Source organism: Algoriphagus alkaliphilus (assembly GCF_900103735.1).
Taxonomy (GTDB): domain Bacteria; phylum Bacteroidota; class Bacteroidia; order Cytophagales; family Cyclobacteriaceae; genus Algoriphagus; species Algoriphagus alkaliphilus.
In genome coordinates this window covers 26,821-39,874 of the sequence record NZ_FMXE01000008.1, presented here as the reverse complement: position 1 = coordinate 39,874, position 13,054 = coordinate 26,821, and the positions used below count along the sequence as shown (strand labels likewise).

The 13,054-nt window shown below is 41.9% G+C and carries 12 protein-coding genes; 8 read left to right on the top strand and 4 right to left on the bottom strand.

Annotated elements, in window-relative coordinates:
* Position 1 precedes the first annotated feature (1 nt).
* Positions 2–1,099, top strand: a complete 1,098-nt coding sequence (locus tag BLQ81_RS06785) for a BT_3928 family protein (protein WP_092729202.1) — start codon at positions 2–4, stop codon at positions 1,097–1,099.
* Entirely contained in the window at positions 1,096–1,626 is a 531-nt protein-coding gene (locus BLQ81_RS06780) for a shikimate kinase (RefSeq protein ID WP_092729201.1), read from the top strand. The genes BLQ81_RS06785 and BLQ81_RS06780 overlap by 4 nt, the downstream gene beginning before the upstream one ends.
* Here the strand turns inward: BLQ81_RS06780 and BLQ81_RS06775 are convergent.
* Together BLQ81_RS06775 and BLQ81_RS06770 are read right to left on the bottom strand one after the other, a co-directional pair.
* Positions 1,616–3,130 carry an OmpP1/FadL family transporter gene (locus tag BLQ81_RS06775; protein ID WP_092729200.1) on the bottom strand — a complete coding sequence of 505 codons (1,515 nt, stop codon included), beginning with the start codon at positions 3,128–3,130 and terminating at the stop codon, positions 1,616–1,618. The genes BLQ81_RS06780 and BLQ81_RS06775 overlap by 11 nt on opposite strands.
* Positions 3,131–3,204: 74 nt before the next feature.
* Positions 3,205–4,635 carry a hypothetical protein gene (locus tag BLQ81_RS06770; protein WP_175454177.1) on the bottom strand — a complete coding sequence of 477 codons (1,431 nt, stop codon included), beginning with the start codon at positions 4,633–4,635 and terminating at the stop codon, positions 3,205–3,207.
* A gap of 122 nt (positions 4,636–4,757) precedes the next feature.
* Between BLQ81_RS06770 and proS the strand changes: the two genes are divergently transcribed.
* The 3 genes from proS to floA all read left to right on the top strand — a co-directional run bounded on the left by proS (position 4,758) and on the right by floA (position 7,816).
* Positions 4,758–6,239, top strand: coding sequence for a proline--tRNA ligase (gene proS / locus BLQ81_RS06765; protein ID WP_092729199.1), 1,482 nt, complete (start codon positions 4,758–4,760; stop codon positions 6,237–6,239).
* 107 nt (positions 6,240–6,346) lie between these two features.
* Positions 6,347–6,805 carry an NfeD family protein gene (locus BLQ81_RS06760; protein WP_092729198.1) on the top strand — a complete coding sequence of 153 codons (459 nt, stop codon included), beginning with the start codon at positions 6,347–6,349 and terminating at the stop codon, positions 6,803–6,805.
* A gap of 6 nt (positions 6,806–6,811) precedes the next feature.
* On the top strand, positions 6,812–7,816 hold the full coding sequence (gene floA, locus BLQ81_RS06755) for a flotillin-like protein FloA (RefSeq protein ID WP_092729197.1): 1,005 nt from the start codon (positions 6,812–6,814) through the stop codon (positions 7,814–7,816).
* Between the two features lie 14 nt (positions 7,817–7,830).
* Here the strand turns inward: floA and BLQ81_RS06750 are convergent, their stop codons facing one another.
* Together BLQ81_RS06750 and hemA are read right to left on the bottom strand one after the other, a co-directional pair.
* Positions 7,831–9,399, bottom strand: a complete 1,569-nt coding sequence (locus tag BLQ81_RS06750; RefSeq protein ID WP_092729196.1) for a WG repeat-containing protein — start codon at positions 9,397–9,399, stop codon at positions 7,831–7,833.
* 91 nt (positions 9,400–9,490) lie between these two features.
* Complete coding sequence (gene hemA, locus BLQ81_RS06745; protein WP_092729195.1) at positions 9,491–10,759, bottom strand: glutamyl-tRNA reductase; 1,269 nt, start codon at positions 10,757–10,759, stop codon at positions 9,491–9,493.
* Between the two features lie 297 nt (positions 10,760–11,056).
* Here hemA and BLQ81_RS06740 point away from each other — a divergent pair, with 297 nt between their 5' ends.
* The 3 genes from BLQ81_RS06740 (at position 11,057) to BLQ81_RS06730 (ending at position 13,024) form a co-directional block, all read left to right on the top strand.
* Complete coding sequence (locus BLQ81_RS06740) at positions 11,057–11,740, top strand: ComEA family DNA-binding protein (protein ID WP_092729194.1); 684 nt, start codon at positions 11,057–11,059, stop codon at positions 11,738–11,740.
* Positions 11,741–11,761: 21 nt separating this feature from the next.
* Positions 11,762–12,238 (top strand): type I restriction enzyme HsdR N-terminal domain-containing protein, encoded by a 477-nt coding sequence (locus BLQ81_RS06735; RefSeq protein WP_092729193.1) that lies wholly within the window; start codon positions 11,762–11,764, stop codon positions 12,236–12,238.
* Between the two features lie 72 nt (positions 12,239–12,310).
* Positions 12,311–13,024 (top strand): Crp/Fnr family transcriptional regulator, encoded by a 714-nt coding sequence (locus tag BLQ81_RS06730; protein WP_092729192.1) that lies wholly within the window; start codon positions 12,311–12,313, stop codon positions 13,022–13,024.
* The last annotated feature ends 30 nt before the right edge of the window (positions 13,025–13,054 follow it).

The following is a 13,054-nucleotide window of genomic DNA, read 5'->3' as shown; positions in this document are numbered from 1 at the left end:
TATGAATAAGCAAACAGTACTTTGGATTCTTCGCCTTTTGGTAGGCGGTCTTTTTATTTTCTCAGGGTTAATCAAAGTGAATGATCCGGTAGGGACTGCTATTAAGTTGGAGGAATATTTTGATGTTTTCTCTAACGACATCGCAGGGTTCTTCTACTACTTCAAGCCATTTGCCTTGTATATCGGAGTGGTGTTGGTGGTAGCAGAAGTGGTGTTGGGAGTCATGCTGATTATCGGTGTCAAGTTGAAAAAGACTGTTTGGGCTTTGGGTTTGATGGTGCTGTTTTTTACGTTTCTGACTTTTTACTCAGCTTACTTCAACAAAGTCACAGATTGTGGATGCTTTGGGGATGCGATCAAATTGACACCTTGGGAATCTTTTTACAAAGATATTATCCTCTTGATCATGATTTCTTTCCTTTTCTTTTACAGAAAAGATCTTCCCGAAGAAACACCAAAATGGGCGAGTATTACTGCGATTTTTACTTTGGTAATTTCTTTGGCGATTGCGTATTGGGCAATTCAAAACTTGCCGTTTATCGACTTCAGAGCATATAAGAACGGCGTCAATATTCCCGTTAATATGCAGCCTTCGTCCCAGCTTCAATACATCTACGTGATGAAAAAAGATGGAGAGACCTTCACTTTTGATCAATATCCGGCTGAAGACGGCTATGAGTTTGTGGAGATGGTATTGCAGAATCCCGACGCGCTTCCGAAAATCTCAGATTTTGCAGCCTGGAATGCAGAAGGTGATCAGTCCGAGTTTCTTTTTGCAGGCAACAAGGTGATTATCCTCAGTAGTAACATGGCTAAAATGAGTGAGGCTAATCTGGATAAATTGAATGATTTGGTGAAATCGATGGAAGGTGCGCCCGTGGATGTGGTTTTTATGGCTGCGGCGAGTCAGGAAGAAATTGACAGCTTTTTGTCCAAACAAAATTGGAGTGTGATGGGCTTGCAAGCTGATGCCACGGTTGTAAAAACAATCATGCGAGCCAATCCGGGGATTATGATCTTGAAAGACGGAGTGGTGATGGAAAAGTATCACCATAACAATACTCCGGATGCTACGGATGTTTTGGACTTCTTCCTATGAGTAAGTGGCTGAAAGTGGTTCTTGTAGGGTTACCCGGATGTGGCAAAAGCACATTTGGTCGGCAGTTAGCTCATGAATTACGCTTTCCCTATTTGGATTTGGATTACCAAATCGAGGAAAAATTTCAATTAAAAATTCCCGAAATTTTCGCCATTCACGGAGAGGGGAAATTCAGAGAATGGGAAACTGAAACACTTTCGGAATTACTGCATCGGGATGCTTCGTTTGTCCTTGCGGCCGGAGGAGGAGCGCCTTGTTTTAATGACAATATGGATCTGATCAACGAGAAATCTATATCCGTTTATCTCGATGTTCCCTTAGATACTATTTCCGAACGCTTAAGAGTTTCCAAAGTACATAATCGTCCCATGTTTTTGAATTTGGATCAAGGAGAGATCACTTTGAAGCTAAAGAGCCTGTTAGCTCAGCGGGAACATTTTTACAATCAGTCAAAAATAAAGCTCAGCGGTGAAGATTTCTCCGCTGAGCTTTTGATGTATGAATTGATTAATCAGCTTAAAAATTAATCCCAAAAGTAAGGACACCGGAAGTGATGCTGTTTTCCAGTTCGGTGACTGGACCAAAATTGTTCCCATTTGAATCCAATACTTGGTAGCTTCTGTAAAGGCCACTGTATTTCTGATTGACTAGGGCAAAGTCGATTGAAAATGAATTGATTTTTACACCAAAGCCACCACTGAGTTGTTGAGTGCTTTGATCAAATCCGAAGGAATTAGCAAATGGATCTCCAAAGAAGGCATATCCTGCTCTAAATCTGAAATTATTTACCCGAGCTTCGCCACCTATGCGATAATTGATTGTACTGGCATATATATCGCGAATTACTCGGTTATCTGGACCTTCATCAAAGTCGTTGGAGCTGATTCTTCCAGTGCTATAGTCAACCCAATCGATATCCGCGGAAATGAACCCATTTTTCCCAATGAAGTAGGTAGCTCCTCCACCGATTTTAAGTGGAGTGTTCAGTCCATATTTGCTGATCACAAAATCTGTAACTGCACTCTCCTGTCCCAGGGTCACATTCTCTTGTTCGAAAAAATAATTATTGTAATTGGCAGTCATTCCCGCTTCATATTCTTCATTCAGTGCATACCAAGTTGGGGATTGAAAGTTGAAGCCTAAATTCAAATTATCAATGGGTTTGTAGATCAATCCCAAATTCAAATTCAACCCAACTCCGCTGATAAATAAGCTTTCTCTCAGGTTTGAGTTTACCAGGGGCTGATCAATGAATTCCTCATTATAATTTTTGAATGAAGAAAAGGAGAGTGATCTAATTCCTAATCCGCCACCGACAAAAACTTTATGATTAAAGTTTGCGCCGTAAGAAAATGAAATCTGATTTGCGCTACCCTCTTGAGTTATATTTTCATCCTGAAAAGGTAATCCCAAAACAAAAGAATCGTAAGAATTAGGATCCGGGATGGGTTTTCCTTGTTGGTCAAAAGCAATTGGGTTGATTTGATAGGTTTTATACGCAAGTCCGGTAAGTCCAAAATTTTCAATCTGACTTTCGGGAATTCCAAAGGCATCTTGCAGATAAAAATCAATGATGGAGCTCTCTCCAAGGAGATCAGAAAAATACCCATACTCGGTATTGAAATTGGCAATTCGCTGAAAGCTAATTCCAAAAGCACCACCTTTAAAAGCACCCGATTTCAGACTGTTTTTTGGTTTGGCCATGACATAACTCATATTGGGCAGGCTGAAGTTGGTTGTATTATAGGATCCTTTTTGTCCCAAATACTGAGTACTCACTCCCCAATCATTATAGCCTAATGTGATGCTTGCCTCGGAGGATCTGAAAAAACCGAGTCCTGCTGGGTTTCCGGCAATATTGGATACATCGCCGCCTAATGAGTATTGAGTACCTCCGATGCCTATAATTCTTGCCGATCCTGATGGTATTGTTCTGCTGAAGCGATAGGCATCTTCAAAATATCCACTTTGAGCGAAGGCTCCTCCAATAGTGAATGAAGTGAGAGTGAGAAAGACTGTCAGAATTCTCATTAAAGAATAGTTTGTTAGAAAAGAATAAACGGATGCGATAGATATTTGTGCTGAATTTAAAAAAAAAGGGGAAATTAATTCCCCCTTCCCCCTCTGGATCCACCGACACTACCGCCCGAGAACCCTCCTGAACTTCTGCTCGGAGCACTAAAGCTTCCCCCTCCACTTGATCTGCTTGGAGCACTAAAGCTTCCCCCTCCACTTGATCTGCTTGGAGCACTGAAGGTAGGAGTTGAATTTGTTCTGCTAGGTGTCACAACTCTATTGTTATTTGTTGGATTTGTGCTTCTGTTGTAAGAAGGTGCAGTTGATCTATTATAGGAAGGACTCGTGCTTCTGTTAAAAGAAGGACTTGTGGATCTATTGTTGTTGTATGCAGGAGAACTAGTTCCTGATGGGGAATAGGTTCTGGTGTTGCTACTCGGATTCAGGTTGTTTGGAGTTCTGGCAGAAGGAATTGTGCTTCTGGACCTAGTACTTACACCTCTGTCACTTGCCGGAGAGTTGGTATTTCTTGTTGTGGGAGCTACTCTGCTTCTTCCGGAATTGTAGTAATCATTTTGAGAATTGCTGAAATCCCTTGATGCAACTCTGGAGTTTTCGGAAGGAACTAATCTTCTGGCGGAGGAATTATCCACGGCCGAAGCATATCCTCTTGCCTGAGCTCTTGCAGTGCTTGGAATTACACCGGCTTGAGAAGATCTCATTCCTGAGTTGGCTAAAGTAGCACCTCTTGTAGGACGAGCACCATAAACCGTTCTTCGATCACCTTCGGCACCGGGAAGGATGAAAATTGGTCTACCTGCATGGATTGGTCTACCCCAAGGAGAAAAACCCATTCCATACCCCATCATTCCGAAACCAGGTCCAAAAAATGGATCATAGAAGCCCCAAGGACTCATCATACCTCCAAAACCCATGAATGGATTTCTCCACGGATTGCCCCAACCAAAGCCGCCACCCATGAATGGGTTTCCCCATCCTAAACCAATTCCGAGGCTAAGTCCTGGTCTGAACCCAAAGCCTGGACCCCAAAACGGATCATAGAAGCCCCAAGGACTCATCATGCCTCCGAATCCCATTCCCATTCCAAAATTGAAATTGATATTTGGTGAGTTAAAGCCGTTGTTTCTATTTCCCGAAGTGGAATAATTATCGTAGGCGTGGATATTTCCAACTTGATTTTGATTATTGGCTACTTCTTCCTCAAAATAAACCACCCCATCTTCAGAAGTATTCTGCATCGCCTGATATCTTGAAATGTATTCAGGGTTGACATTTCTAGCACTGAAGTTCTGCTCGGCTAATTCCGGTTCTTGGGAGATGTTTCTAAATGACTGAGGATTATTGTTGTTAACTGCGTACTGCGTGGCAATTTTCACATCTGAAGCCATGAAGTACAAATTGTCGTCAGTCGCACTGGCAGCCATTTTATTGGTACTGCAAGAGGAAACGACAATTGATCCAAATAGAAATGAAGCGGCGATTATTGGTAATTTCTTCATAGTTGAAGTTTATTTGTTGTCTTGTTATACGAACTGACAATCCTGAGGTTATACTTTTTGGATTATATTTGCCCGCTCTAATTAAGCAAAAATAAAGACATTTTAACATTTTAACCAACCAAATGAGCAAAGGACTTCCAAAACGCAGCGAAGATTATTCCCTGTGGTATAATGAATTGGTAAAAAAAGCGGACTTAGCAGAAAACTCTCCCGTGCGTGGTTGCATGGTTATCAAGCCCTATGGCTATTCGATCTGGGAAAAGATGCAGGCACAGCTGGATAAGATGTTTAAGGAAACAGGCCATTCCAATGCATATTTCCCTCTTTTTATTCCGAAATCTTTTTTGAGTAAGGAAGCAAGTCATGTGGAAGGTTTTGCAAAAGAATGTGCTGTGGTGACCCATTATCGGCTAAAAAATGCAGAAGATGGTTCAGGAATAATTGTTGACCCGGATGCAAAACTCGAAGAGGAATTGATTGTTAGACCTACTTCCGAAACGGTAATTTGGAGTACTTATAAAAACTGGATTCAATCATATCGGGATCTCCCTCTTTTAGTCAATCAGTGGGCCAATGTGGTGAGATGGGAAATGAGAACCCGACTTTTCCTCAGGACTACTGAGTTTCTTTGGCAAGAGGGGCATACCGCTCATGCCACATCTAAGGAAGCTATGGAGGAGACCATTCAAATGATGAATGTGTATGCCCAATTTGCTGAAGAATACATGGCTGTGCCTGTTGTCAAAGGTAAAAAAACAGAAAATGAGCGGTTTGCAGGAGCAGACGAGACATTTTGTATTGAAGCGATGATGCAGGATGGGAAAGCCCTTCAAGCAGGAACCTCACATTTTTTGGGTCAAAATTTCGCAAAAGCTTTTGATGTAAAATTTGCAACCAAGGAAGGTGGACTGGAATATGTTTGGGGTACCTCATGGGGAGTCAGCACTCGTCTGATGGGTGCGCTGATCATGGCTCACTCGGATGACAATGGTTTGGTTCTTCCTCCAAAATTAGCACCGATTCAAGTGGTGATTGTTCCTATCTATAGAGGAGAAGCTGAACTGGAATCGATCTCAGTCAAAGCTAAAGAAATCATGGCTGACCTAAGAAAAGTCGGTATTTCTGTAAAATATGATGATCGGGATACTCAGAAGCCGGGGTGGAAGTTTGCCGAATACGAACTCAAAGGCGTACCGGTGAGAATAGGATTGGGGCCAAGGGATCTCGAGAATGGCACCATTGAAATAGCCAGAAGGGATAATTTGACCAAAGAGACCTTTGAACTTTCCTCTCAACCCATCGCAACTAAAATTTCGAATTTATTGGATCAAATTCAGGATGGGATTTTCAAAAAAGCAATCGACTTCAGAGCTTCTGTTACTACCGAGGTAAATTCTTGGGAAGAGTTTAAAAAAGTTCTTAACGATACGGGCGGATTTGTATCTGCACATTGGGACGGAACCTCTGAAACTGAAGAAAAAATCAAAGAGCTTACCAAAGCAACCATTCGCTGCATTCCATTGGGCAGAAAGGAAGAAGCAGGGACTTGTGTGTTCACAGGAAATCCTTCTACAGGCCGCGTCTATTTCGCGAAAGCCTACTAAAATCAAAACCCGGAAATATTCCTTTCGGGTTTTTTCTTTTTCAGTATAGGTTTACGCATCTAAACTCGTATTTTAGGCCTAATTCTATTTTACCGCTTGATAGGCCAATGACAATCCTGATATTAACCAGTCTCCTGATTATCGGGTTGATTTTACTTCTCCTCGAAGTTTTGTTTATCCCTGGAACAACCATCGTTGGAATTTTGGGTTTGGGGAGTACTCTGGCAGGCATTATTTATGCCTTTGTCTCCTATGATTCGGAGACGGCCTATTGGATTATCGGAACTGCGGCAGTTTTGAACCTGATTGTGGTTTGGTATGGTTTCAGTTCTGGCATCTGGAATCGGTTTTCCCTGAAATCATCCATGCAGGGAGGGGCTTTTGACGGCAGAACTTTAGGTTTGTCCGTTGGTATGATTGGCAAGGCAGTCTCGGATATTAAGCCGATCGGAAAAGCTGAATTCGGCGATACGAGCTATGAAGTAAAATCTGAAGATGGCTTTATAGAAGTGGGCAGGGAAGTGAGAATAATAAAAATTGAAAACAATAAAATAATAGTTAAATAAATATTTATGGATCCATCAAGTTCGTTGTTCGTATTAATAGCTGCATTTGCAGGGATAGTACTTTTATTCATCTTTCTGTATTTCGTTCCGGTTGGACTTTGGATTACGGCCCAGTTTTCCAATGTGAAGGTAGGGATAGGGGAACTCATCGGTATGAGAATAAGAAAAGTGCCGCCAAGCGTGATTGTCAATTCGTTGATAACGGCTACTAAGGCAGGACTCCACCTGACCACCAATGATTTGGAAACACACTACTTGGCAGGGGGGAATGTCCCGACTGTTATTAGAGCTTTGATCTCTGCGGATAAGGCAAACATCAGTCTGACCTTCAAACAGGCGACAGCGATCGACTTGGCAGGAAGAGACGTTTTCGAGGCAGTTCAGATTTCGGTAAATCCAAAAGTGATCAATACTCCCAATGTAGCCGCAGTTGCTGCGGACGGAATTCAGCTCATTGCTAAAGCCCGTGTTACTGTGCGTGCAAATATTGCGCAACTCGTTGGTGGTGCCGGCGAAGAAACGATTCTTGCCAGAGTAGGTGAGGGGATTGTGACATCAATCGGTTCCTCAGCCAATCACAAAACAGTACTTGAAAACCCTGATCGAATTTCAAAATTGGTACTTCAGCGCGGTTTGGATGCAGGGACTGCATTTGAAATTCTGTCGATCGATATCGCAGATATAGATGTGGGTACCAACATCGGCGCAAAACTTCAAATCGATCAAGCCTCTGCGGATCTGAAAGTAGCAGAAGCTAAAGCAGAGGAGAGACGTGCCATGGCAGTAGCCTTGGAACAGGAAATGAAAGCCAGAAACGTGGAAATGCGCGCTAAAGTAATCGAAGCTGAGGCAGAAGTTCCTAAGGCTTTGGCTGAGGCTTTCCGAACTGGAAAGTTGGGTGTGATGGATTATTACCGAATGGAAAATATCAAATCGGATACCTCGATGAGAGAATCGATAGCCAGTTCGGATAAGGACCCAAAGGATTCAGGAAAATCTGAAAAGAAATAAATAAAAAGGGAGCATTAAGCTCCCTTTTTTCTTTTCCCCTTTGTCGATTCTTCCACCTGAATCACCACAGGTTTATATAGTTCTTTAGCCAAGATTTGATTTCCTGCCCAGTCGGCCACGATTTCCTGATAATTGATGGGGAAAATTGCATCGCCTTTTTCATTCAAAACTCCGGTCAGTCCTCCTTTGCTTACGATAAAAAAATCAAGCTTTTCCACCTGAATATTATCAAAATCTGTTGGAAGAATCTCTGTTCCTACACTGCTCAACAAGCCTCTTTTGCCATTTCTTTCCACTAAGAAATAGCCTTCTTTCAGTCTGCAGACTTTATCAAACCCTTCCTGATTTAGCATTGAGCCCGTTTTTTCCAATAAAAAAAACTGACCGTTGTCTTGTGCAATTGCTATTCCGGAGGAGAAGTTTTTGATTTCATCCCATTTGGGCTCACTGATGATGTGTCCATCCATTCCGACCAATCCCCATTTGGAAGAGTTTCGGAAGGATGCGATTCTCTCGGAAAAATTACCTGCCTCGGCAAACCTGGGTTCGATCACCCATTTCCCCGAAGAATTTACAAAACCTGTTTTACCTCCTTTGCCAGCGGGAAATAATCCCTCGGCACCGGGATTGATCCAGTTCAAATCGGTAGAAGGGAGCACTTGCCAGCCTTTTTTGCCCAAAAGTCCAACTTTGTTTCCTCTGAAATTGACATTATATAAATTATCCCCAACCAACTTCACTGATTCGATACCCACTGAATCGAGTAAAATCCCGTCTCCTTCCATCACCCGTCGAAGCTTTCCGTGAATGTATTCAAGCATTAGCCCCCCTTCCCTGGTGATTTTGTGATAGGAATTGTAGGATACATCAGATTTGATGTGATCGCCTTTGATCAGGAGATACTGATTCTGATCATAACCATAGAAGTAGTCACCTCTCGTATGCTCGAGTTGAGCTAAGGTAGGTTGCATCACATAATCTCCTTCAAAATTGAGAATGCCAAAGCCTGTATTTTCCTGAGCAAGAAGATAGTTTCCTTCGTTCTCTTGGATAAGCTTGTAGGGACGTTCGGGGTCTTTCGAAAGAGGTAAAAAATAGCTTCCTGCCTTTTGGCCTATTAGGATTCCATTTTTGGTAAAATTGGCTTTCTCCCAAGTTCCAATAGCGGTTGTTTTTTCTTTTCCTTTCTCAAAGAACCAATATTCCTTCCCTTTTCGCCCCAGCAAAAAGTTATAATAAGTTTGGATTTCATCATATTCCAGCGGCAACGCCTGCATGCCATACTCATGAAAAGCACCAATTCCCTTTGGCCCTTTGACCAGGATCCATGGGGCAAGGTACTGATAGACCTCATCACCTTTGAGATCCACTACCGGCCTCAGATCTCTTGACAGCATTGAAAGTCCTTTTTCATTCTTGCCTGTGATCACAGTTTCGCTGAGGACTTCGATCCGGTCGTATATCGCCAGAGATTTAAGATTCCCCTGTAAGTCATAAACCCCCCATGTCTGGGCAGGTAAGGTGGTGTAAACAAAAGAAAAAGCCAGCAAGGCCAGCAGGGAGCGAATTTGGGAGGTAACCATATCGGGAAATTGAATTCTTATTGGCCTAAATATAAAATGACCAAAGGATACTATTTGATCCCTCGGTCATTTCTGTGAATAAAAACACTGATTATTTTTCGATCTTAATCTTTTCGAGATCAAAAATGTCTGAAATTATTTCGATCATCTCTTCCGCTTCATCTCGCTTGCATGCCGCCCTTAGCTGAACTACAGGAACTTTTAGAATTTTCTGCATCATGCTTTTTGTAATCTTGTCAATCAGATCAAATTCCTTTTGGTCCACTTTTTTAAGGAATCGGCCCAACTCCTCCTGACGGATTTGCTCCAGTGACTGCTTCAGCTTGTTGATAGTCGGAGAGACCATCATTTCCTTTTTCCAATTGTAGAAATCCTCAATACTTTCACTGATGATCTGTTCTACCTGAGGGACTGCCGAAAGTCGCTTCTCCAATACCTCACTGGCCTTGCTACGGATATTATCCACGTTGTAAAGTACAACACCGGGCACATCTTCTACTGAGGTTTCGATGCTTCTTGGCACAGACAGATCTATCAACAACTTGTAGCTCTGAATGTCAAATTGTTTTACCAGTTCTTTGGTGATGAAGGGTTCATTTTTCATGATTGAGCAGACAATTACGTCTGCTTCTTTCATGGCTTTCTGACAATCTTCAAAAGGAACCACCTCGAAACCCATTGCTCCGGCTATTTCCTCAGCCTTGGATTGGGTTCTGTTGGTGATCTTTACTTTTGCTTCAGGCAAATGAACCATGTTTTTGGCCACATCTTCACCGATTTCTCCAACTCCTATCAAAAGTATCCTCGGCTGATAAATGTTTGAAGTCAAGCTATCGATGAGTTCGATGGTGGCGTAGGAAAGTGAAGCAGCTCCGTCTCTGAACGCCGTCTCCTGTACAATCCTTTTGTTGGTGAAAAAAATGGTGTGCATCAGTCGGTGCAAAAAAGGTCCTGCCATATCCAAATCCGCGGCAGTTTGGTAGGCTCTCTTTACCTGATTTGAAATCTGAATGTCACCTACTACCTGCGCCTCCAAGCCCATCGATACCCGAAACAAATGGGTGATGGCTTTGCGGTCTTCATTGTGTACTACAAAATAATCGAGGTAATCCACCACATCGGTCAGGCCTTTTTCAAGTCCGACCAATTTGATGATTTCAGTACTAAGGTCAAGTTCATGACTATAATAGACTTCAGTCCTGTTGCAGGTAGATAGGATGAGCGCATCACCCAAGCTAAAAAACTCTTTGAGCTTCAGCAGGATACTGTGAATCGATCCTTCATCCAAAGAAATCAATTCTCTGATCTGAACGGGCGCGGTCTTGTGGGATAAACTTAAAGCTCTAAACTTGGTATGCATCTTTACAAGTTTGACAACACAAATTTAACAGACTAAGTCCCCCCAAAAGTTTATTTCGTGTAATAGGTCTGTAATTTAGAAATCGTCTAAATAAAGAATTTGGATTCCAATTCAATGTAAGTCCAAATTGGATTCTAAACACAATCATATTAACTTATAAGTTATTGTTAGTATCTCTAGCTTTTTAAAGCCACGAAACACTCATGAGAAAAGCTTTTACACCGGGGCATGATGATCCACTGCTCTCCCAGCCCGCCTCTTGACAGGTGTGTCCATTAAAAATCAAATAATAAACTTATGAAGGAAACCATTTTTTATTGGATGAAATCTTACCTGGGGTTTTCCAGAAAAGAATCAAAGGGATTTGTACTTCTGATCCCATTTTTAGTAGTGTTTGGATTTGTACCCACAGGGATTGGATTTTTCAAAAATCATCAGGCGGAGCAGGCTTTCGACCGGTATCAACTCCAATTTGACAGCCTGAAAACCTTGGGTGTTCAGCTGAAAACTTCTCCGCTACCCACATTTAACCCAAATGACACCGCCAAAACAACAAGGAATCAAAAGCAAATCAATAATCTAAATCGGATTCCGTTTTCCGAGGCTGATTCGGTTATGCTTCAAATCGTGCCCGGAATAGGTCAAGCTACAGCCGGCAGGATTATCAAGTATCGTGAAAACTTGGGCGGATTTCATAGTAAGAATCAGTTGGGCGAGGTTTTTGGCGTTAAGACTGAAACAGCCGAGGCGGTCTGGGATTTCTTTGAGTTTGATCCGCACATCTTCAAAAAGCTGAAAATCAATGCTGCTACATCGGAGGAATTGGCTGCGCACCCTTATATCAGTTATGGAGAGGCGAAGGTATTGATCGCCTTTAGAACCCAGCATGGCAAATTCAATTCATCGGACGATCTGCTGAAAATCAAAATATTTAAGACGGAATGGGTTCAAAAGATCAAGCCTTACCTTAGTTTTGAATAGAAGGTATTGTCATCTTTGGGTATGAGTTTGGAATTGAATCAAAAAATTAACCTCCCCCTATTAAACCTCCCTCACTTTGAGCCGGAACTCCGGCAGCGGGATGGCAAACTTTGGATTTTTGATTCATTGCGAAAAAAATTTCTGGTCTTGACTCCGGAGGAATGGGTTCGTCAGCATTGGATCCATTTTTTGATTAATCATCACAATTTTCCAAGAGGACTTTTTTCTCTTGAAAAGGGATTGAAATACAATCAAATGAGTAAAAGGACGGATTTGGTGGTCTTCGACAGAGCGAGCAATCCCTATTTGCTGGTGGAATGCAAGGCACCGGGAATCAAAATCAATGAAGGGTCCTTGAGTCAGATAATGACCTACAATTCAACATTAAACTGTCCCAATCTGGTATTGTCAAATGGCCTAAACCACATCTATGTGGAATATTCTGAAAGCGAAAAAAAATTTGTGCAGAAGCCTCATTTGCCTGAATGCCCTAAATAACCTGACTAAAAACATGATATACGTCACCCTTTTTTTATATTAGAACTGTAATCATTACACCTCAGCAATACGATGACTAATCAATCTCATAATACCCCATGCGAGCTCTGCAGAAGTAGGAAGTACTCACTTTTCTCAGAATTACCCGAAGCTCAGATTTGTGTGATATCGGAGCATAAGAACCTGATTTCTCACCGAAAAGGCCAAATTTTGTACAACGAAGGAACAAAACCTTTAGGAATTTTTTGCATTAATTCAGGCGTAGTCAAAGTCTATAAAACCGCTTCTAATGGGAAAGAACAGATAATTCACTTGGCCAAAGAAGGAGACTTTTTGGGATATGCAGCCTTGCTGGGCGAAGAAAACTACTCTAACTCTTCCATGATCGTGGAGGATGCTAAAATCTGTTTTGTCCCCAAGGAAGCTTTCATGAATTCAATTCTTCACAACACTCCGTTTTTGAGAAGAATTACCAAATCCTTGAGTAATGAGATTGGAGTAATGGAAGACAAACTCACGGATGCAACTCAGAAAAGCATTAGAGAGCGTTTAGCCTTTGTCTTACTTCAACTCGGTAATACCTATGGGGTAGAAGGTGGAGAAAATCAAAAAATCGACCTCATATTAAGTAGAGAGGAAATCGCAGGAATAGTTGGTACGGCTACTGAATCGGTGATTCGTCTGCTTTCTGAATTCAAAAAGGACAACCTTATCGACCTTGAAGGTAAAAAAATCATCATCAAGGATAAGAAGGGCTTGGCTCGATTATCAGATTTCTATGCCTAAGTAGAACCTCTTCTGGTTTTTAGGGGTTTT

Excerpts from the sequence above, each read along its gene's own strand:
- BLQ81_RS06785 (WP_092729202.1), top strand. The coding sequence starts at position 2 with ATGAATAAGCAAACAGTACTTTGGATTCTTCGCCTTTTGGTAGGCGGT.
- BLQ81_RS06750 (WP_092729196.1), bottom strand. The coding sequence starts at position 9,399 with ATGGTTACCTCCCAAATTCGCTCCCTGCTGGCCTTGCTGGCTTTTTCT.
- BLQ81_RS06780 (WP_092729201.1), top strand. The coding sequence starts at position 1,096 with ATGAGTAAGTGGCTGAAAGTGGTTCTTGTAGGGTTACCCGGATGTGGC.
- BLQ81_RS06760 (WP_092729198.1), top strand. The coding sequence starts at position 6,347 with ATGACAATCCTGATATTAACCAGTCTCCTGATTATCGGGTTGATTTTA.
- BLQ81_RS06735 (WP_092729193.1), top strand. The coding sequence starts at position 11,762 with ATGAGTTTGGAATTGAATCAAAAAATTAACCTCCCCCTATTAAACCTC.
- BLQ81_RS06730 (WP_092729192.1), top strand. The coding sequence starts at position 12,311 with ATGACTAATCAATCTCATAATACCCCATGCGAGCTCTGCAGAAGTAGG.
- proS (WP_092729199.1), top strand. The coding sequence starts at position 4,758 with ATGAGCAAAGGACTTCCAAAACGCAGCGAAGATTATTCCCTGTGGTAT.
- BLQ81_RS06775 (WP_092729200.1), bottom strand. The coding sequence starts at position 3,130 with ATGAGAATTCTGACAGTCTTTCTCACTCTCACTTCATTCACTATTGGA.
- BLQ81_RS06770 (WP_175454177.1), bottom strand. The coding sequence starts at position 4,635 with ATGAAGAAATTACCAATAATCGCCGCTTCATTTCTATTTGGATCAATT.
- BLQ81_RS06740 (WP_092729194.1), top strand. The coding sequence starts at position 11,057 with ATGAAGGAAACCATTTTTTATTGGATGAAATCTTACCTGGGGTTTTCC.
- hemA (WP_092729195.1), bottom strand. The coding sequence starts at position 10,759 with ATGCATACCAAGTTTAGAGCTTTAAGTTTATCCCACAAGACCGCGCCC.
- floA (WP_092729197.1), top strand. The coding sequence starts at position 6,812 with ATGGATCCATCAAGTTCGTTGTTCGTATTAATAGCTGCATTTGCAGGG.